The organism is Pseudoalteromonas sp. P1-25, from assembly GCF_001401805.1.
Lineage (GTDB): Bacteria > Pseudomonadota > Gammaproteobacteria > Enterobacterales > Alteromonadaceae > Pseudoalteromonas.
Map to the genome: position 1 here is coordinate 76948 of NZ_LKDW01000015.1, position 21224 is coordinate 98171.

Sequence of the window (21224 nt, forward strand, 5' to 3'; positions counted from 1 at the left end):
GCTTGATAATTTTAGTTTATTAAAGTTTAAGATGCTGATTTAAATAAATAAAAAAGAGGTTTTATAAAAATAAAACCTCTTTTAAAAATGTGGTTACGTATTGTTTTTTGTACTTAATTGTTTACACTTTGTGTGCGATTGTTAAAAAACGTGTTGCGCTGCTCGAGCCAAAGGTTAGGTTTTACCGTGGGTGCTGCTTGGTAATGGCGCTCAATAGCTTGGTTTAATACCCGTGTTGTAGGGGTAAACGTAAGCTTTGATTGAGCGCTGCCCATGCTTTTAATTTCGTCTCGACTCAGGGCGCGCCCAGCATATAAAAGGGCGTTTAAATAACCAGGTACTGTTTCAAAGTTGTTATCTGTAAAGAGTAAAACAGCTGATGTTAATGCCCAGGTGTTATTTATTTCACCGTCTTCTTTAACACCAGCAAGCTCGCCGTCAATGTACACTTCAAATACCCCATTGCTGGGGGCGGTATAAAATACAAATGCTACACGGTGCCAGTTTTCAGGCTCTGTTTGCCCAAAATAACCACTATCACTGGTTGATTTACCGTAACCGCCCGTTGGGTCGATAAACATATCGGCATCATCAGTGAGGTAATCTTGTGTGTTTGCTTGCATAATAGCGCGATAAATATCTTTACCTTCTTCAGGCCAGTATAAGTCCATTACTAAGGTGTAGTCAGAGACCATGCCTTCGCTTGCATAATCACCATTGGCAGGTGTATTGAGGGTTATTAATAGCCCCTCAGTAGGCGCGTGGCGTGAAAACGCCATTACCCCGGAGCTGCCATCAGCAAAATCAGAAATACCAAGCGCTTGCGTGGTACTATATTGAGTTTCCTCAGGGCCCCAGTTTGTTTGCTCAGGGTCAAAGTAGCTTAATACCGAAGGACCATAATCTGGTGTTAAAGGGTTGTTAGCATCGTCAAAATTCCACACTGTGATGTTGTTTTGTTCATCACATGAAAAGAGTCGATTATCGGTATCTAGGTATAGGCATTGGCTGGTTCTAAAGCGCGCATATTGATCAAGTAACCACCATGCTTCGTCAATGGCTTCTACGTTTAAAAAGTTGACGCCATTAAAAAATAATTCAGGATTAAGCGCTGCGCCTTTAAATAAAGCAACTTGATAGGTGCTCGACGCTTGTATATCGTCTGGTTTGAGTAAAAACCAATCGGGTTGACTGGCAAACATGGTGTTTAAATCGCTCCCAGTAACCGTTACGCTATATAACGAATTAAAGCCGGGTGTGTTAGAGGGCTGGCGCTCAACATAGTAGGCTTTATGAAAGTCTTCTTGTGTTACAGCCCCTGGTGTCCACCTTGTTTGTACTAACTCAGGGTTGAGCAGGGCGGCCGTTATATCACTAGCATGGGCTGCAGCTAATGCCGTTATTTCTGCAAGCTCGATACTACTTGGGTAATTTTCAGAAATAGCAATTTCTGTGTTTGCATCGGGCGCATAACGCCCCATAATTTCGTCGATGGCACGTTTTGTTGCTTCATCACGTTCGCTAACGCTGTCAGTTTCAATGGTGCTGTAAGCTATCGTTGGCGATGTTTTATCTTGCAGATTAAATGTCAGGGTAACATCGGTAATGCCTTTGGCATAAAAATCTGGCTGAATAACCACAGCGCCGTTCTCGAGCGTATTATAACTTTCTCCGCCATGAGTATGGCCGCCTAATACTAAGTCTATACCGCTTACATCGGTTGCCATATCAATATCTAAGCCTTCACCTAAATGGCTTAGCATTACCATATAATCAACGTCGTCTTGATACTGGCTTACTATACTTTGCGCTATTTGTTGCCACTGCCAGCTCATTTTAAATTGTTGGATAAAATCTGGAATAGGCTCATCATCTATCGGCTCATCTAGTTCGTTCCATGGTACAGAGGTCATGCCGAATACGCCCAAGGTCACACAGCCCACTTGTACTTTAGCGAAGCCTACAGCGGCAAAATCTTGTAATTGTTCACCTTCGTAGCGCGTATTGCTGGCAAGCACAATGGCATTGTCATCTTGTGAATAGCTTAATAATTTTTCAGGTCCCCATGCATAGTCGTGATTACCTACCACACGTAAATCAAACTGCATGGCTTTAATGGCCTCTTCTGTAGCGCTACCTTGTGATAGTTGCTCAGCAACCGTGCCTTTTTCGTAGTCATCACCCCCGTTGGTAAACAGGGTATGCGGCGTTTGTGCAAGTACTTGGTTGTAGTAGGCTTTTATGCGGCTAAAGTATTGCTCTTCATAACCGAATCGAGCATGTAAGTCGGCAACGTGAATAAACCTTACTGATTGCTCTGTTGCCGTGCTGTCACACGTTGGGCCAATAGCAGCAAAGGCCTCTTTACGCTGCATCATTATAGCGAAGGTACCCAGAGCTGTTACTTGTGCACTGACAAAGCCATCTTCAACAAAAGAGTTATCAATAACCGCCCAGCCATCGCCAGATTGTTTAGCAATAAATAGCTGGCCACCTAATTGGTAATCATCAGGTATTTTTATGGCGATCGTAATTGGGTTGCTAAAGGAAAGCGTACTTGGGGTCAGTAGGTGTATATCTGAGATAATATTTAACAGTGCATTGGCATCATCTAATACTGTTTTTTCGTAGGTAAGCTCAGTACTTTGAGAAACAGCATTGGCGGGTACAGTCAGCAAAAAACTTCCTTCATCAAGGCTGACATCTAAACCGGTAGTTGTAGATACGGTTAACTCGCTTGGCTCTGGCTCGACTGGATCGTTAGGGTTAGTTGTCACTTGATCGTCTGAACCACCACAGGCAGATAATAAAAAAATACAAAAAATTAAAAATGGGGTGCGATATAAAGTTAACAAGCGCATGTACTGCGTCCCTGAGACAAGTTAAAAATTAATCAGCAGATAATAGCAGTTTACAGCGAGGTGATATAGAAGTTTGAGAAAATTTCCCCCATAGCGGCTATGGGGGAAATTATAAGTAGTATTACGCGTAATTAAACGTGCAATATTATGCGGTTTTTTCTTCCAGACCTTGTTTTTCCCATACTTTCGCTTTAAAGCTCATTAGTACTAAAACAATACCAACACCAATGCTAAATAAGGCAATTTGTAAATATAAGTTAGGGATTTCTTGAACGTTATTCGGATCAAAGTTACCCGCAAGTATACCCGAGATAACATTACCAATAGAGTAGGTTAATACAAATACACCCATTAACTGACCTGTATAACGGCGAGGTGATAATTTGCTTACTGCACTTAATGCTACAGGGCTTAAACAAAGCTCACCCACTGTATGTAAAAAGTAAGTAGTAACAAGCCAATAAGGCGCCACTTTTAAGCCTTCAGCAGCGTACTGAGCAGCCATAAACATGACTAAAAAGCCAGAAGCCATAATAATCAAGCCAAGTGCACATTTAACGCTGTAAGTAGGTGATATCATTTTTTTAGATAAATTAATCCAAAGCGCTGCAAAAAACGGCGACAGTACAATAATAAACAGTGAGTTTAAAGATTGAAACCATGTAGTTGGAATTTCAAACGTACCGATAAGGCGGTCTGTGTAATCACGAGCAAATAGGTTAAGTGATGAACCCGCTTGCTCAAAACCAGACCAAAAACACGCAGAGGCAACACACACTAAAAATAGTGCCCACATTCTTTGTTTTTCTTCACCAGTTAAATTGCCTTTAAAGTAAATAAGGCCAAAATATACAAAAAATATAACAGTAAATATAACGGCTGTGTAACCAGCTACAACCGACGGGTTTATGGTAATAACACCCGTCATAGCGGCTACTGTAACGCCAGTAACAACAGCAACAAACAATGCTATAGCGCCCCATGTACGAGATGCGCCTTTAGCGCTTAATGGGTTGGCCGGTAATGCGCTATGCTCAGGAAGGTTGCTAAGTGTGCGCTTATATTGGATTAAACCAATAGCCATACCCACAGCAGCTGCACCAAATGCCCAGTGCCAGCCTACATTTTCCATAAAGTAACCACATACGTAGTAACCTATTAGCGAGCCCAAGTTAATACCCATGTAGTATATAGCGTAACCGCCATCACGGCGCTCATCAGCATCGCTGTATAGCTGACCTACCATTGCGCTGATATTTGGTTTAAGTAAACCAGTACCAGTAGCTACAAATATTAAACCAATAAAAAATGAATACTCATGAGGCACGGCCAAAATAATATGGCCACACATGATGATGATACCGCCATACCACACGGCTTTTTGGCCACCGAATAATCTATCGGCAAGCCAACCTCCTGGCAGGCCTAAAAAGTATACTGCACCTGTGTATAAACCGTATATTGCAGCTGCTGATGCAACAGTAAAGCCTAAGCCTTCTTGTTGTAAGCTTGCTGTCATAAACAATACGAGCATTGCTCGCATGCCGTAGTAACTCATACGTTCCCACATCTCAGTGAAGAACAATGTTGAAAGTCCTTTAGGGTGGCCAAACCAACCGCTATCTGGAGCTGAACTCATATTTACTTCCTAACTTTAAGAATTGTTGTAATGGCCTTATAATTTTTTGCTTTAGCTGTTTTGTGCTATGGGGCACTAATACCAATCTGCATTAATACTTAATCATTTTCAGGGGTTAAACGTGTCGTTATCTGCGTTAAAAAATTCTCATTTAGAACAACTAAATAGCGAATTTTTTGCCTAGTTATCAACACGTTTATCCATCCTCAAAATAGATCACTTAATTATGCGGATTGGTATAAAACGCTCGACCATCTGTATATTATTTGTAGCTAAGATAATGATTTGCTAAATGGTAGTAACACCACAAGGTAAGAGACACACCCTTATCCTAGTTACAATTGCGCTCAAGTATACATATACCTTAGTGCGAGGGGAAGCATTCGCGATGTATCACCTTGCGCTGCGTTAAAAGTCTGCATAAGGAACAATTGGGGTGCCAGGGAACTCTAACGTCCCGTACACAGGGTTGAAGTAATAGCGAATATAGAGCTGACCAAAGTTGGGTTCGTAAAAATCAGCACGGTCTATGGCTAAGTAGCCCCCAAAAAACCAATGCGGTGTTATACGGTACTCAAAGCTTCCTTCAAGATTGTATGAAACGCCTGCGCTGTCATCACCTGCAAATACTGGATCAACTCCAGTGATAAGCTCTCTGTCGTATGCCTGTAGTTGTAAATCAGTGTCATTGGGGTAAAAGTCAATCGCTTGGGTTTTCGTTTGCGAGTACGATATACCTGTTTTTAAGCGATAAACAAAATCATCGCCCCAGCGCGCATCGTAGCTTAAAGGCAGTGACAACCCAACGTAGTTTTGTGGGCTATAGTAACCGCCGTGACCCCATGTTTCTTCACTTAAATTATACTGATACGCCCAATGCAATAGGCTTGCGCCGACAGTAAATTCGCGTTCTTGATTGCTAATAACGCGATAATACGACCCACCCATAACTCTATAGCGTTGGTTATCTTTAACATTTTGACCTTTATAAAGTGTAAAGTCGGCGCTTGACCAAAAGCCCCAATCGCCACCTAAATCATGAGATAGATTGGCCGTTAGGCCAGTTGAGCGCACGCCGCCCCAAATTTCACCGGTATTTACATCCTCAAGGCCAGCATAAGAGAGCACAGAGCTAGTTACAGGGCGTTTTTCGAGCTCTAGGCTATAGCCAAAATCGCCAATGCTGTTTGCGTAGTTTACACCCCATACTATGTCTTCAATCAAAAAGCCAAGTGGGGTAGTACCCACATCAACACGCCAATTTTCATTTTGCCATCCAATACCTATATCGACCCCATCTTGCTCAGGGCTAACCTCATCAATGCCGCAGGTAAATATACACAGTGCACCTTGGCCGTAGCGGCTTCCAGCAAATTGCTCATCAAAGCGCGTTGTTTGTGCACTGATGCTAGTTGGATCTATTTTAATAAACCCTTGACCTTGCCAAAGTGGAAAATAGGCCTCAATAGGGACTAAGCCAGCGCCAAGCGTCGCTTCGCTTTCTGTACTTGTTTGGCCACTAAAGTTAACCCCAATGGCAATGTATGCTTGGTTTTTGCTTTGCTCATTTATAAGCTCGCGTTTAGCACCATTTATATACCACGCGTCATTTTCATCTATACGCGCAATTTGTTTGTAAAACGATTCATCGTTTAGGCCTTGCTCGCTCGATAGTGTTTTTAAATACCATTGCTTAGCTTGGTCTTGCTCATTAAAGTTTCGGGCAACTTCAGCGCCCAAATAACTAAGCTCTTTATCATTGGGTGATTTAGCTATTAATTGATTGGCTAAAGCTAACGCATCACCTGCGTAATTAAAGTCATTTAACGATGCCATAATTTGGCGCTGTAAATAGGCCTGCTGATCATCTGTTTGCGCTATTGCACGCTCAGTCACTTCTTTTGCTTGAAAGTCGTTACCTAATTCTCTATGAGCTTTTGCTATTGCTAGCATAGCTTGAGGGTCAATTGGCTGATTGTTTTTTAGTTTTTGTTGATAAACAATAATTGCCGACTCACGCTGCTCAAGGGTTAAATTAGCATTAATTAATGCCGTAGTAGTTGCGGGGGTACTAGGGTACTTTTGATCAAGCTGGTTAAGCTTAGCTAATAGTTCGCCGCCTTCGTAATACTCATTAATATATGTAGTGTATAAATTGACGTACTGCTCTATTTCGCCAGTACTGGCATTACTAGGTAAACTGTAATTGGTAAACCATTGCTCTACAGATGGGCGCTCATTTTGCTCGAGTAGCCATTCTCCATACAGCATATGCCAATAAGGTGATAAAGAAGGCTCAGTATTTAATGCATCATTAATTAACTTTATAGCGTGTTTTTTCTCATCTATTTGATACCAGCTACGCGATAGCTCGGCTTTCATTACGGGTGTTAAATTTTGCGCTTCTAAATTACTTAAATGAAAAATAGCCGTGGTTCTATTTTTGCTATTTAAGTGGCGCTCACTTTGTCTGAGAGATTCGTTCAGCCTAAGCTGTTGCTCAAGCGTAATTATGTCGTCATTTCGCTCATTAACTGGTACATACTCTAAGGTGTTTAAAGCACCTTGGTAATCATCTATTGAGCGCAAAAATAGGGCATGGCTGTAGCGTAACTGTGGATTAAGAGGAAACTGCCAAAGCACATTGTTAAATAACGTTTTTGCCTTTTGCGTTAACCCATTTTGTTGATAAATAAACGCTAAGTCATAATAAAGCCAAGGCTGCTCAGGGGCTAATTCTATGGCCTCTCTTAAAGTCTGCTCTGCAAGTCCTACCTCTCCCGAATCGGTGTACTGACGTGCTTTTTCGCGAAGCAGGCTACTCAATGAAGCTACATAAACGGGCTTTAGCTGTGCTTTTTGCGTATCGGATAAAGCATTGTAAAAGTTGATTAACGACTGCTCAGAGTTATCCAGTTCAGCGATTTCTAATAACCCGGTCAAGGCACCATTATTTAAAGGATCACCTTTGAGCACCGTTTGGTATATGGTTGCCGCCTGAGAGTAGTTACCTTGTGCGAATTGTAATAGCCCTCGGTTATACAAAACAGTAGCAGGGTCTTGTTCTAAGGTCTTGGCTAAATCTAGCTTTAGCTTGGCTGTTTTAAATTCACGCTCGTTTATAGCTTCTTTTGCTTGACGGATATAAAGCCAAAATTTAGCTGTAGTAGCTAACGCTTTTAATGTTTCGCGCTCAGCAAAATCGGCAGTGTTACTTTGCGCCCGCGTAAAATAATTATATGATTTTTGGTTTTCACCCATTCGCAGGTATAAGATGCCAAGGCTGCGCATAATCGCGCCATCTTTTGGGCGCCCTTTGAGTGCTTCCAATAAAATGGGCTCTGCGGCAGCTAACTTGTTTTTTTCAAGTAATGCTTCTCCTTTCACCCATAACTGATAGTGCGGATTAGCTAATAGCTTTTGTCGCGCTTTAAGATCTTTTTTGAAATCTTGATACTGTAGCTCACCTTTACTACTGAAAGGGTACACAGTGAAGTAGCGCTGAAATTGCTTATCAGTAGCGCTGTTTAATTGCATGTTAGATAGAGCACCTAACCAAATCGCTTCTACTTCATTACTATAACGAGAGGTAGCGCCATATTTGCTTAAAAGAGATAACGCAGTGTCATCAGTCGGGTTACTTCTGAGTAAGTGGCGAGCGTATGGGATATCTATAGCACCAATGCTTTCATAGGTGCGTAGCAGCCTTTCGTAACCTTTTTTTACATTTTGCCATTGGCTTTGATCTTGTGCATACCAACTTAAATGCTCTAACTCAAACGCTAGGCTTGGATAGGCATTTTTAAAAAGAGAATTGTAAATTAAGCGTGCTTGTTCAAAGCGACCCGCACGGGCAAGTAATTTAGCTTGCTGTATGTCCGCTTTATCTTCATTTTCTAATCTAGCAACTAATCGTAATTGCTCTATACAAGGGTGAACTTGTGTATTGCTATTATCTATTCTTCTTAATATTTGATTTGCTTCCCCCGCTTTGCCATTGGCAAATTCATAGCGAGCAAGCGCACACTGACTTTCTATGCGATTAGGCGCTATTGCCAATAGCTTTTGTAAGCTATCGGCAACTAAGTCTTTATTTTCTTGTACTTCACCAATGTTGATTTGGCTTAAAAGCCACTCAACAGAGCGTGTATCAATGTCATTATTTGTTTTAGCATGTACACTTGCGCTGACTGCTAACGTACAAACAACAGCCCATTTTAGCGACATTCAGTGCTCCACATTGGCTTGAGCGTCCCGTCTGCTGATATTGAAAAGCGTTTATTAAGTGCGCTACTACCAAATAGATTTAATACACTGTCGTAGTAGCGAGTTCGTGTAAATGATTTATCGACCATCAACTTTTGTTGAATAGCCATAACCTGCGAATCATCCCCTTTTTCTTTTAGCATTGGCAATAGGGCAGCATTAAAACCAACTGGGCCACGCTTTTGGGTTTTGCCAGAGCTTGCATAAGTGTTTAAAGGCACATAGCCGCGGCTGTTTATAGCCTCTAAAAAAGGACTAAATTGTTCGCTTAGCTGCGTTTTGTAAGGGGCATCCTCTGCCATCATACTGGCCCATAAGTAAACCCGAATGGCATTGTAGCTGCCTAAGTCAGTTGCTTTATTATTATGATAAAAGCCTTTTGCAGGGCTATACATTACCCAATCAGGACTAACGCCGTTTTTAGCGGTGTCTAAAATAAGCTTGGCAGACGCTTCATGGAGTTGCTGCCACGGGGAATTGGGGTATAGTTTGCTAAACTGCTGATAAATAAACAACGGAGAATAGCTAGGGTTAAGTTTGTAGGTGTTATTTTCAAACTCAAACCCAGCCGGTGCGGGTAATAAAGTCAGCCCTAAACCAGAGATATAAGCGGTTTCCTCTCGCATAATACGCTGCGCTAATACGGCAGCTAAAATACTATAACGGCGTTCATCCCATAAGATGGCTGCTTGCGATAAACTATATGCTATCCATAAATCAGAATCTGATGCTGGGTTTGAGTCTAAAATTCCAGTGGTGTCATTACCTGTTTTGCCCCATTGCCAAGCAGGTAAACGTGTACTTAAATCACCTTCAGAGAGGTGCTCTTGCGTCCAGTCTAAAATAGTATCAAACGCAGCTTTATCATTTGCCACTAGCGCAAAAAATAGCGCGTATGATTGACCTTCTGAGGTGGTAATATTTTGCTTTGAGCCTAAGTCGATAACGCGCCCTTCATCACTAACAAAGTGGTTTTTAAATACTTGCCATCCTTGCCAGGGCTCGCACTGCTGTGTTTGCGCTGATACAGAAAAACTAAAAAATGTGACTATTAATAATGCACGGTTAAGTAATGTCATTATTCATCTCCTTCAGCTAAACGTTTATGGGTAAGTGCTTGCAGTAATCGCCATAAAATAAATGAGATCAATAACAGCGTTAATATCGAAAGTAGAGCTAAAATAAACGGGTGGTCAGACAAATGGAACCACACCAGTGTATGTACAGGAATATGGCCTACAAAGTATTGCTCATCAGTTTTTATGGTTTTAACACCTTGTGAGTTTATAACTGCGGCACTGCCTTTTAATTGACTTAATGTTTGTGAGTCCATAAGGGTTTTATCAATTAAGCCAAAAGCTTTTTCGGTAGTTGCATTGAGTGACACGACAGAGCGCTCAGAATCAAAAGGAGATTGATACGCTGTAATGACCGCCATATCACCACTGCTTTTTACACTTACTTGGATTTTGTCGGGCGTTTGCTCATCGTATGCACCGTTATAAATTGCCTGCTTTATTTCGCGCTGATTATTATTTAAAAGTACATTTGTTTGCACATCTTCATCTAGTTGTTGTGCTGTGTTATTAGGCTTTGCAATAACTAGAATATCTTTATCGTCTAAGTCAACGTTCTCATTTAAATGGGCAACGACCATTCTATGGGTTGGGTAACCTGTTATAGCACCAAAATGTCCAGTAAGATTAAACAGTAACGTTAATGCTTTTGCAGAAGGTTGCTGATCAACAAGTACAAGTGTTTGTTGTAAGTCGGCATATTTAGTGTAAGGGAAACCACTATTAGCAAATACGTTTAAATCCGGCAGGGCAATGTAATGATCAAAACCACTTACATCAATGTGTGAATTACCATCAATAACACCAAACTCACCACCTGGCGGCGCTATCGCACATTCACCTTTTTTCAATACCGCAAATCTAAAATCAAAGTTTAGCTCGTTCCGAGTGGCTAAGTTGATGCCATTCAGTGAAAAGTTTTCTGCGTTTTGTGTGGTATCAGTATTGGCTATAAGTGGCAATAAGGTTTTTGTAGTATTAAGTGTAGAGTCGTCATTATCTAGCAAGTATCCACTAATAAACTTTTGATTAATCAACATATTCAATCGAGAGTCTAAAGACTCGCTCTCGGGCGTGCTGCGATACTGTAATGTGATGGGGATGCCTTTTTCGCGCCAGGTAAATAAATCGGGTGCAAAGCGCACGTTTAATTTCACGGGCCCGTTATTTAACCCCTGTGCTTGTAGTTGGGTATCAAAATCGATTAGTTCGTCAAAATGTACCGCTCTATCACCGCGTAACCAACGTGGGGCGTCGTAAGGCTTACGAAGCGGGAGTTGATTAATTGCTTCTATGCTTGCAGTCCTACCTGTCATTACTTTGTGCCCGAAAGCTAACCCAGTAACGGCTGTTTTTAAATCATCTTCATCACGACCCAAAATAAGCAACATTTTGCTGTATCTATGCAGTGGGTTTGAAATAATCTCAACGGTTGGCTTTTCAACATCTGGGTAATCTTTTAAAAAGTCAGGCTTTGAATCGTTGGTAATAAAAACTACGCTGTGCGTATCTAATGATTTATTAATGACTACCGGGAAATCAGCACCGCGCCAGTCAGCTTGTGCGCCAAACCAACTAGATAAAGTGGCTGCCGCTTCAATCGTTTTGGTGTTAGGTGTTTTTGCAAACACAAACGGTAAGCTTAACTTATTATAATCTTTGGCATCAAAAAAAGGCGCTGGTAAATATTCCAAACGACTATCTATTGCTAATTGCTTTTGATTAAGTGTGATATTGCTCGATTTATTAATTTCGGTCCAAATAGAGCGGCTAAAGTAGTCTTGGCAACGTAAATCATAATAGCCCACAAGCTCAAAGCGTACTTGGTTGTAGTCTTGTACATATTTAGCATTGAGTTTAAGGCTATGATTAACCGTATTTTTAACTACACTTAGTTGCTCATTGATGGGCAGTACAGTGACTAAGTTTTCATTAAAATACACTTTTAAATGCGATACGTTAGCAATTAATGATGGCGAGTTTGTGTAAGAAAAATTAAGCTGTAAATCGGTGCTTAATTTATCAATGCGGTTTGTAAAATCCACTCTTGAGTTATTGTTTATGCCATCTAGCTTGTAACCATTAAAACCTAAAGCAGCAAAGTCTAATCGTAAACTAGATACGTTGGCGCTCTCAGGGTAGCCATTTATAAACACAGATTTATCGTGCATTGGCTCAATAGCACATGCCTTATGGGCGCTGCATGTTATAAACAGTATTAGAAATGTATTAAGCAAATTTTTAATCATAATTATTATGCACTATTGGTTTTTTAGGGGTGAAAGAGTTTATATATACAACAATTTTTGTCATTAATTTTACAAACGGTTGTAACGGTTTAGGAGCATGAAACAATAAATTGCTAAATCCTCTTAAACTTGTTTTTTGTACTTCTTTAAAACTATAAGAAGGGCGGTCATGGCGAAAGTTATTTTGCCAATCAAGCCATGCATCCGCTCTTGAAAAGGTGCATTGTATAAATGCTTTTTGCTTTTCGAGCGAAAGATCTTTTAAGGTTAAGCCTATTTGTTTGTTTCGAGTGTTACAAACATACGTTGTAAACGAAAATTGCTTATTACCGCGGCTCATTAATAGCTCTATTTTATCGTTTACACGGCATAAGTGAGCATGTTCTGTTTCAATGCCCACCCCGTTATCAGAGTAATCAGTTATTTTAACTTTTAACGTATGGCCATTTGCTAAACGCACACCCGCTGGAAAGTGCGCCTTAATACGATGTGATTGCCTTACTTGTCTTGCTTCGGCTGCAACGGCTACCGCAGCGCCTAGAATAATAATATTGTAGATTGCCCACCCCATGCTTATCAGTAAAACGCCCACTTGGCTTGGGTCGCCAAAGCCTAAGCGTAAAATACCTACCAGCATGCCCACTAGGTTTATCAGCAAAAGCACCAAGTAAGGTTTAGATATTCCCCAATCGTAATGTTCTTTATCGTTTAAGCCACCTTTCTCGGTCACATTAAATTTACCCTTATTAGGGTTTATTAACGCAACGGTTGTTGGCTTTAATATGTACCACGCAAGCACAGACTCATACACTTCACCCCAAAAAGAGTAGCGATATTTACCCTGTATGCGCGAGTTGGTCGCTTTTATTTGTATTAACGTAGGCACTACGTAAATAAAAATGGCTAAAAATGGTGCATAAATAATGTACGCATTAAAGTATATAAGCGCTAAGGGGGCGGTTAAAAATACAATCCGCGGAATGCCTGATAAGAAATGCAACATGGCGTTTAGGTAGCATAAGCGCTGAGGTATATCGAGCCCTTTACCTAAAATTGGATTATCGAGTCTAAATATTTGCGCCATACCTCGCGCCCACCGAATACGCTGACCAATATGAGCTGAAAGGCTATCTGTAGCAAGCCCTGCAGCTTGAGGGATATTAATATATGCGGTTTTATAACCGGCACGTTGCATACGCAGAGCAGTGTGGGCATCTTCGGTTACTGTTTCAAAAGCAAAGCCACCAATATCATCCAGAGCTTGTCTTTTTAGTACAGCACATGAGCCACAAAAAAAGGTCGCATCCCACATGTCATTACCGTCTTGAATTAACCCGTAAAAAAGCATGTTTTCATTAGGTATTTGGCTGTGGTTATTCAAGTTACGCTCAAACGGGTCCGCAGAAAAAAAGTGATGCGGTGTTTGCACTAAACATACTTTACTATCTTTTAAAAATTGTCCCATGGTCATTTGTAAAAATGAGCGGGCAGGGACGTGGTCGCAATCAAAAATAGCGATGTAATCACCGTTGGTATAGCGCATGGCGCTGTTCATGTTACCGGCTTTAGCGTGGTTATTATCAGGGCGAGTTAAATAACCGACTCCCACTTTCTGAGCAAACTCTTTAAATTCAGGGCGTTTTCCATCATCAAGAATATACACGTTTAGTTTATCTGCGGGCCAATCAATACTCATGGCTGCAAGTGTGGTTGGCTGCACAACACTCAGTGGCTCATTATAAGTGGGTATGTATACATCAACTGTTGGCCATAAGTCGGTGTTTTCAGGCAACGGAACAGGTTTGCGCTCAAGCGGGTTTATAGTTTGGAAAAAGCCTAAAATAAGCACTAGCCACGCATAGGTTTCTGCCAGCAGCAAGCCTGCGCCCAAGGTAAGTGCTACAGGGTCATCCCAATTAAGGGTTTCTGTGTAGCGCCACCATAAATAACGCGATGAAGTGGTTACCGATAGGGTGATCATTACAATCGTGGCCATTTGCCCTTTTACGCGCTTAAGCCCATAAGCCACTATTAATATAAAACTAATAAACACAGCTTGTGCTTCTAAGCTAAACGGAATGGTGATAAAAATAGCCAGTAAAAACAATATAAAGGCTACAACCACATATTTGATTAGTTTGTTTTGCCAAATCTTAGCGTCAGCCATGGTTTTAAAAGCGCTTTTTTTAGGTCCCTTAGCATTTTTTGACAATAAGCGTTTTAGCATTCGCCCTAGCTTTAAATCAAACCAACGCAACTGTTTAAGTGAGTAGCTTACCCCATTATAAAACTGGTTAGAGAGCCGCTCCCTTACTGAATTTTTTTTGGGTCTGTTTTTAAAAAATAATAAATAAACACTTTGGATGATAAAGCGTAAAATATTTGAATAAATAAACGTACGGTACGGTAAGCGCAGATGCGGGTAGTAATCATATAAAATAAGTTCAAAGTTAATTTTGTGGTCTTTTATATTGATAAACAATGAACTGATTAGCGTAATAAAAGGCATTAAAAAGGCTTCTATTACGTTTACTTTGTGCTGATTAAAATAGCTATGAAACTTAAATAAAATATAACGGACAAGTTTTTCAGTAAATATAATGCTTAACAGTATATATAAAGTACTGTGTATTGGGCGCTTATAAAATAGAGAAAAGCTCATAATTACAAAGCCGACTTACTTACAAGCCAACCGGCAAGCGTTTCAAAGTCATCGTTAGCAACACTGTATGGCGCACAGTTAAGCGCTACATTTCGATAGGCTGTAGACTCTTTAATGACTTCATCACTGTTTATAAAAAAAGGCGCCATAAATGGTAAAGTAGATTGCCACAATGAAAACAGATCAAATTCAAGTGTTGATGCAGAGTTATAACGATTGACTAAAAAAAAGTGTTTCCACTGGTTGTCAGTCTGTTTTAACGTTTGTAGATTTTTGTAAATTAAGCTGTGACAAATAGCATCACAATTAACTATTTCAATTACTATGTCGTTTTTATCTAGGGGGTAATGGGTAATATCGACATGTGCAGGGCAATCGAATAGAAGCCAGGTATCTTTGTTATAATCCAGTTTATTGCAATTGTTAACAAGCTCAAATAACGCTTCACGACTTACGCAATTGTTGCCGAATGGCAAAAATACAATGCCATCACTATCTTGATGAAAGTGCGCTAAAGCGTCCTCAAAACGTTCCTCATTGCTCCAACCCTGGTTGTATTGCCAAGGCAGGCCAAAGTGCAGTCCCAAATCGCTTTTAGAATCTAAATCTATAGCAATCACATCTGAGCCTGATTTTTTTAATACGCAGGCTAAGTTGGCAACCATCGAAGTAGCGCCAGTACCGCCTTTAATGCCTTTTAGAAAAATTCTTTGCAAAGGGTTGTTTACCTGTCGTTTTAATTACACATTACGCATTTACCGCACGGTGTATTTCGTTTAGTAATGCGTATTTTTTTATTGTTTGTTTATTTTTCTGTTTATTAACAATTTCAACGTAATCTTCGCTTTTGCCACCAAAGCGTCGTGCGAGGTTCTCAATGTCGTTGGATGTTAAGGTTTCAGAGCTTTTTGTTGTTAATTTGTGCATTGATGCCTTTGTGCTAAAGTTTATTATTTTTATTTAAAGTGGACAATATTTGTCTATTATATATAGAATAGCGGTTAAAACTAGTAAAAAAGTATTTTTTATAGGCTAAATTCAGTGCAAAACTTTAACATTTCAGGCTTACAGCCCGCTGCTACAGAGCTAAAACCTGCATCGTTATATGCAATTTTAGCCCCTTTAGATCATTTTTCTACTGAACTGGCCCTACATGCAATTAATAAGCCCTCAACCTCTGATATTTATATTGTTTCTTCGCAAATAGAGACATTTTTTGAGGGTGCTTACAGCGATGCTTTAAATCACGCATTTGACCAGCACAAAGTGCACCCATTCAGGTTTTCTGCTGACACCCGCGACTGGCCCAAACAACAAATAATTAACAATACTTTAAAAGAGCTAAATGCTTATAAACAGTTAAACGAAGCGCTAGTTATTGTGCACTTTAGCACGACGGATTTAGCCTCGTTGGATCAGCGGCAACTGACAAATAGTATTCATGCCTTTAAGGGTTTTAGTAGAGATTCGGGGGCGACTACTTTATTTTTAGTTTCTGGCCCTGAAGTAACTAACTATCGTTTTCTATTCAGGCGGTTAAATGATGTTTTAGATGGGTTAGTTTATGTTGAGAATGATTCAACGGTGCGTGTGCTTGAATACGATTATTGGCACCACAGTACGGGTATTTTGGCCTCGGTGCAGTACCCTTTAATGAATGAAGATGGTCACTTTAAAGTCCAACAAGATACTATTACTGAAAAACAACCTTTAACTGCAGGTGTGTTTGCAGATGAAGATGAAGTGTGGATTGTGCAAGGGGCGATTCCTGAAGGTACTAAGCTTCCTGCAAAATATAAAATAATAAAAGACAACAACGCGCTTTTTTCAAAAGGTCCTAAACTTGAAGCGGCGACATTGGTGTTTGCAGTGTCGCGATATACCGATTTAGCTCTGCTTGCTAAGCAATGTTTTGAGCTTAGAAAAAACTGCGGTCGTTGGCTTAAATTAGTGATTCAAAACGTTGATGGTGTGATCCGCCATCAAGATGAATGCTTATTTTTGACTTTAGGTGTTAACCTCATTTTGTATAGTTTTTCAGAGCCTTCAAGGTTGCTTTCACAGGTTCAGTCAATTCAAGGGTTTCAGTTTTCAAGGCCCTTACCGCACTCTATTGAACATGTACTTCAATTTACCGAAAATACCTTTTCGAAAGGCTACTTACCTTTTATAGAGTTTACCAAACAGGTTGAAGTGCACAGCGATTCAGCTGTAAATCTAGGGGTTAGCGGGGTGTTGGTTAAACTTGAGCTTTTACCCCGAATTGACCCCATCCATCCATTGCATTTGTTTCATATTAAACGTGAAGGTGACGTTTTCAGTTTGGTAGAAAATACCGTGTACTTGTACTTGCATGCGTGTCGCGAAAATGATGTTAATAACGCGATAAAACACTTATTTAAATTAGAAACAAACGACTTTTTTGCACAGCAAAATATAATCTCCGATCATTTTTATATTCAGCAAGAATGTAAACAACTCAGGCGTTACTATGCAGGGCAGGATATAACGGATTACTCTGCCCAATTAACGGAAAATGAAAGCTATAAATTTACTCAAGCAATTGATGCAAGTGTTGCAGCAGATATAGAAACCCCTGAGTTTACTAAAAATGAGCGTGCAGATGCCGTGCCGTTTAAAATGGCTTTAAAGAGTAACTTATGAGTATTAATCAATTATTGATTACAGCAATTTTAGCGATGCTAGTTGGCGTATTTTTGTGTATGTCGGGGTCGCTACTACTGAATAAATTAAAAAAATACTATGCTCGGCTTACGTTTAAGCATGAAGTACTTGAACCTTACAAACCAAATAGAATAAAGAAGGGTAAATAGTGAAATTATCAGGCTTAGGGGTATGGAACCTTTATTTTTTAGTTAAGTTTGCACTTTTTTATTATGGTGCGATCGACTTTAGCTTATTGGCAAATGCGGCGTTAGCTGCTTTTTTTGCTATTTCTTACGCACACCCTTTACTCAATAAAGTTAAGCATTGGTTAGGCGCGGTAATGGCCATCGTTTTATTGTATAAAGACTCGTGGTTGCCACCAATAGAGCGTTTAACCCGTCAGGCCGGCAATGTACAGGACTTCAGTTTTGGCTATTTTTTGGAGCTCATGGCGCGTGTTATCAATGTTGACATGTTATTGGCTTTGTTTGTTATTACGGTGTGTTTTTGGTATTGCTCGCAGTGGATTCGCTTCACCACAGTAACCGTTGTTGGGTTAATGTTTGTAGCTTGGCAAAGTAATCACAGTGAAGATGATTTAATGACCCAGCCAGTAGCAGCTAATAACGTAACAACAGCTGCGCCTCGTGCACAAGCACAAGTAGTAACACAAGAAGCAAAATCACCAGATGAGCAGTTAAAAGCGTTTTATGAACAACAAAGTAGACTAATTAGCCAATTCCCACAGCAATATAACGGTGAGTTATTTGATGTTATTGTGTTAAATATCTGCTCTATGGCAGTGGCTGACTTGGAAACTATTGGTGTAAGTCTTGACGATTTATACAGCGACTTTGATGTGGTGTTTTCTGATTTTAACTCGGCTACTTCTTACTCTGGACCGGCTGCAATTCGTCTGCTAAGAGCAAGCTGTGGTCAAACAAGTCAAACGGCTTTATTTGAGAATGCGCCTGAACAGTGCCACTTATTTAAAAATTTAGAAAGCTTAGGGTATAAGAGTAGTGTGGTAATGAACCACGACGGCCACTTTGATGAGTTTAAGGGCTTAGTTAAAAGGTTCGGAAAAATAGATGAGCAGCCTTACGATATTACTAACTTACCCGTTGCTCAATATGGGTTTGATAACAAGCCTATTTATTCAGACGGTGCGGTACTTAATTCATGGCTAAATGAAAAAGGTGAAGACTGTGCGCCATGCGCTATGTATTATAATACAACCAGTTTGCACGATGGCAACCAATTAGCTAATCAGCCTCGCATGAGTAGCCTTGAAAGCTACCCGACCAGGCATAAAAACTTATTTAACGACATTAACGGGTTTATTAAAAATTTAGAAAAGCGTGGCCGTAATGTCATGCTAATGATAGTACCTGAACACGGTGCAGCTTTAAAAGGCGATAAAGTACAATTTGCAGGTCTTCGCGAAATACCAAGCCCAAGTATTGTATCTGTTCCGGTGGCGATTAAGTTTATTGGTAAAAATGTACAAAGCTATTCACAAACGCTTGTAAGCGAATCAACAAGTTACTTTGGTTTATCGGAGCTAATTAGTGGCGTGCTTAGCACAAACTTTTTTGCAGGTAATGGCAATATTGCTGACTTAGTTGATACGCTGCCTCGTGCACCTAAAGTAGCCGAAAACGCCGATACAATAATGATGTATGTTAATAAGCGCCCTTATATCCAATTAGATGGCGGAGACTGGACCCCATACCCGCAAAACTAATAGCATATAGGTATTACCCCTTTTTAAAACGCAGCTTACACGCTGCGTTTTTTACTTTTAAGCTGGGCGTTATTACAGTTTGATGTTTACAGGTGTAAGGTTACAGTAAAAAAGATCTGAGCTTGTCCAAATTTGTTTACAATTTACTGTATTGAATAACGCAGTTAGCGTATTATTCGGCTAATATAGTTTTTCCTTATTCGAGGATGTATGCGTCTAGATATTCATTGTGCCGACCGTGTGGGTATTGCCCAAGAAATCCTAAATATTTTAGTTAACTACGATGTTGACTTAAAAGGGATTGAGGTTGATTCGGTAAATTGCCGTATGTATGTAAGCTTTCCTGAAATTGAATTTGAGCAATTTCAAAAAATTATGCCTTCTATTCGTTTGATTGATGGCGTACATGATGTTCGTACCACTGCCTTTTTACCCTCTGAACGAGAGCATAACGAGCTCAATACACTGCTGCGCGCATTACCAGATGGAGTTATCTCGATTGACGCAAAAGGGTGGGTTCGTTTGTGTAACGATGCCGCCTGTAAAGACTTGCAACTAAGTGAAAAAGAAGTGGTAGGAGCCAATATTAATAACCTACTAAAAGGTTTTAATTTTACACGCTGGTTAGAAGGCAAAGAAGTACTTGGTCAAACAACCCGTGTAGATGTGGCCGGTGAAGACTTTATTGCCGATATTTTACCGATTGCCGTCCCGCAAGGTGGTGAAGGTGATGTGTTAGCTGGTGCGGTTATAAATATTAAATCGCAAAGCCGATTAGGTCAGCAAGTCAGTGCCTTTAGGCGTTATGGGCAAGAAAGCTTTGCAACTATTCACAATTTTAGTACTGCTATGCGCCGTGTTGTACGTGAAGCACGAAAAATGTCGCAGTTAGAAGCGCCCATTTTAATAACTGGCGAAACTGGCACGGGTAAAGAACTTCTTGCGCGTGCTTGTCACTATGCCTCTAACCGTTCGGTTAAACCATTTATCGCTCTATCGTGTGCATCGTTGCCTGATGATGTAGCCGAATCTGAATTATTTGGCTACGCCGGCTATGAAGAAAATACCGCGCCTAAGCGTGGGGTATTAGAACAAGCAGATGGCGGTACTGTATTTTTAGATGAAGTAGGCGAAATGTCTACACAGTTACAAACAAAGCTACTGCGCTTTTTGCAAGACGGTACATTTAGAAAAGTGGGCGATGAAAACGAAGTAAAAGTAAATGTACGTATTATTGCAGCCACACAAAAAGATTTACCAGCCATGGTACAAGAGGGCGTATTTAGAGAGGATTTATATTACCGAATTAATGTGCTCACGTTAGAGATTGCGCCACTGAGAGACCGTAAAGCTGATGTGGGTCCATTAGCCGAGCACTTTATCCAAAAATACGCACAGCAAAACGGCCATGCTATTCCGTTATTATCACAAGAATGCTTACGCTTTTTACAAGAATACCCGTGGCCAGGTAATGTACGCCAGTTAGAAAATGCGATTTACCGAGCTGTGTCGCTACTCGATGACAGTGAGCTGCGTGTGGAGCATTTACAATTGCCCACATTTACGCACGATCTAGGTTATTTAGAGTCAGATTTTGAGGGGACGTTAGATCAAGCTGTAAAACGTTTTGAAGCAACTTTATTACGTAAGTTGTATCCAGCTTACCCAAGTTCAAGGCAATTGGCTAAACGTTTAGGGCTGAGTCACACTGCAGTGGCAAATAAACTGCGTGATTATGGTATTAATCGCAAAACTGTTAAAGTTTAGTATCTGATTTACTGGGCGCTAGGGCGTGTTGTTCTTTGATGGTTGAATTTGCAGCAGTATGTTTGGTTTTTAGGCAAGGCAGGGCCTATGAAGTGTGGTTATTCCCCATAAATAGGCGATAACGCAGCATAAATACCAAACATGCGCTGCCCTTCGGGTTCTGCCTAGGGCGATCAACTCTTTGTTGCCTAGATGGATGTTGGTAAGGGGCGTGAGCAGGACGCGGAAGCTTTGCTCGGTTTTTACTTATTCTTACATGGATGTAAGTCATTAGAATAACGCAGGAGCAG

At 40.5% G+C, this 21224-nt stretch carries 13 protein-coding genes; 4 read left to right on the forward strand and 9 right to left on the reverse strand.

Translation table 11 applies throughout. The annotated features are described in order from the left end of the window. Window positions 1-113: 113 nt before the first annotated feature. From AN393_RS11185 to bcsR, 8 genes are all read right to left on the reverse strand, one after another. Window positions 114-2861 (reverse strand): metallophosphoesterase, encoded by a 2748-nt coding sequence (locus tag AN393_RS11185; RefSeq protein ID WP_055015953.1) that lies wholly within the window; start codon window positions 2859-2861, stop codon window positions 114-116. Window positions 2862-3006: 145 nt separating this feature from the next. Beyond that, window positions 3007-4500 carry a peptide MFS transporter gene (locus tag AN393_RS11190; protein WP_055015954.1) on the reverse strand — a complete coding sequence of 498 codons (1494 nt, stop codon included), beginning with the start codon at window positions 4498-4500 and terminating at the stop codon, window positions 3007-3009. 408 nt (window positions 4501-4908) lie between these two features. After that, window positions 4909-8727 (reverse strand): cellulose synthase subunit BcsC-related outer membrane protein, encoded by a 3819-nt coding sequence (locus AN393_RS11195; protein WP_055018082.1) that lies wholly within the window; start codon window positions 8725-8727, stop codon window positions 4909-4911. After that, a complete protein-coding gene (gene bcsZ / locus AN393_RS11200; RefSeq protein ID WP_146258075.1) occupies window positions 8718-9845 on the reverse strand; it encodes a cellulose synthase complex periplasmic endoglucanase BcsZ in 1128 nt (375 codons plus the stop codon). Before bcsZ ends, AN393_RS11195 begins: the two co-directional genes overlap by 10 nt. After that, window positions 9845-12091, reverse strand: a complete 2247-nt coding sequence (gene bcsB / locus AN393_RS11205; RefSeq protein WP_055018083.1) for a cellulose biosynthesis cyclic di-GMP-binding regulatory protein BcsB — start codon at window positions 12089-12091, stop codon at window positions 9845-9847. The genes bcsZ and bcsB overlap by 1 nt, the downstream gene beginning before the upstream one ends. After that, on the reverse strand, window positions 12084-14753 hold the full coding sequence (bcsA, locus tag AN393_RS11210) for a UDP-forming cellulose synthase catalytic subunit (RefSeq protein ID WP_055015958.1): 2670 nt from the start codon (window positions 14751-14753) through the stop codon (window positions 12084-12086). Before bcsA ends, bcsB begins: the two co-directional genes overlap by 8 nt. Window positions 14754-14755: 2 nt before the next feature. Next, window positions 14756-15469 carry a cellulose biosynthesis protein BcsQ gene (gene bcsQ, locus AN393_RS11215; protein WP_055015959.1) on the reverse strand — a complete coding sequence of 238 codons (714 nt, stop codon included), beginning with the start codon at window positions 15467-15469 and terminating at the stop codon, window positions 14756-14758. A gap of 31 nt (window positions 15470-15500) precedes the next feature. Continuing rightward, window positions 15501-15680, reverse strand: a complete 180-nt coding sequence (bcsR, locus tag AN393_RS11220; protein ID WP_055015960.1) for a BcsR/BcsP family cellulose biosynthesis protein — start codon at window positions 15678-15680, stop codon at window positions 15501-15503. Between the two features lie 114 nt (window positions 15681-15794). Between bcsR and bcsE the strand changes: the two genes are divergently transcribed. The 4 genes from bcsE to tyrR all read left to right on the forward strand — a co-directional run bounded on the left by bcsE (window position 15795) and on the right by tyrR (window position 20934). Next, window positions 15795-17417: a cellulose biosynthesis protein BcsE gene (gene bcsE / locus AN393_RS11225; RefSeq protein WP_055018084.1), complete on the forward strand. Its 1623-nt coding sequence runs from the start codon at window positions 15795-15797 to the stop codon at window positions 17415-17417. Beyond that, window positions 17414-17587, forward strand: coding sequence for a hypothetical protein (locus AN393_RS20445; protein ID WP_200909038.1), 174 nt, complete (start codon window positions 17414-17416; stop codon window positions 17585-17587). Before bcsE ends, AN393_RS20445 begins: the two co-directional genes overlap by 4 nt. Beyond that, window positions 17587-19167, forward strand: a complete 1581-nt coding sequence (gene bcsG, locus AN393_RS11230; protein ID WP_055015962.1) for a cellulose biosynthesis protein BcsG — start codon at window positions 17587-17589, stop codon at window positions 19165-19167. The genes AN393_RS20445 and bcsG overlap by 1 nt, the downstream gene beginning before the upstream one ends. Before the next feature lie 210 nt (window positions 19168-19377). Continuing rightward, the gene (gene tyrR, locus AN393_RS11235; RefSeq protein WP_055015963.1) at window positions 19378-20934 is read left to right on the forward strand and encodes a transcriptional regulator TyrR; all 1557 of its coding nucleotides are present in this window, start codon (window positions 19378-19380) and stop codon (window positions 20932-20934) included. Between the two features lie 85 nt (window positions 20935-21019). On the opposite strand, the gene AN393_RS20555 is transcribed toward tyrR, so the two are convergent. Continuing rightward, a partial coding sequence (locus AN393_RS20555; RefSeq protein ID WP_235576199.1) for a hypothetical protein occupies window positions 21020-21224 on the reverse strand: 205 nt, incomplete at its 5' end.

Bases quoted from the DNA above. Each gene is read 5' to 3' on its own strand.
- AN393_RS11185 (WP_055015953.1), bottom strand. From the start codon at position 2,861: ATGCGCTTGTTAACTTTATATCGCACCCCATTTTTAATTTTTTGTATT.
- AN393_RS11190 (WP_055015954.1), bottom strand. From the start codon at position 4,500: ATGAGTTCAGCTCCAGATAGCGGTTGGTTTGGCCACCCTAAAGGACTT.
- AN393_RS11195 (WP_055018082.1), bottom strand. From the start codon at position 8,727: ATGTCGCTAAAATGGGCTGTTGTTTGTACGTTAGCAGTCAGCGCAAGT.
- bcsZ (WP_146258075.1), bottom strand. From the start codon at position 9,845: ATGACATTACTTAACCGTGCATTATTAATAGTCACATTTTTTAGTTTT.
- bcsB (WP_055018083.1), bottom strand. From the start codon at position 12,091: ATGATTAAAAATTTGCTTAATACATTTCTAATACTGTTTATAACATGC.
- bcsA (WP_055015958.1), bottom strand. From the start codon at position 14,753: ATGAGCTTTTCTCTATTTTATAAGCGCCCAATACACAGTACTTTATAT.
- bcsR (WP_055015960.1), bottom strand. From the start codon at position 15,680: ATGCACAAATTAACAACAAAAAGCTCTGAAACCTTAACATCCAACGAC.
- AN393_RS20445 (WP_200909038.1), top strand. From the start codon at position 17,414: ATGAGTATTAATCAATTATTGATTACAGCAATTTTAGCGATGCTAGTT.
- tyrR (WP_055015963.1), top strand. From the start codon at position 19,378: ATGCGTCTAGATATTCATTGTGCCGACCGTGTGGGTATTGCCCAAGAA.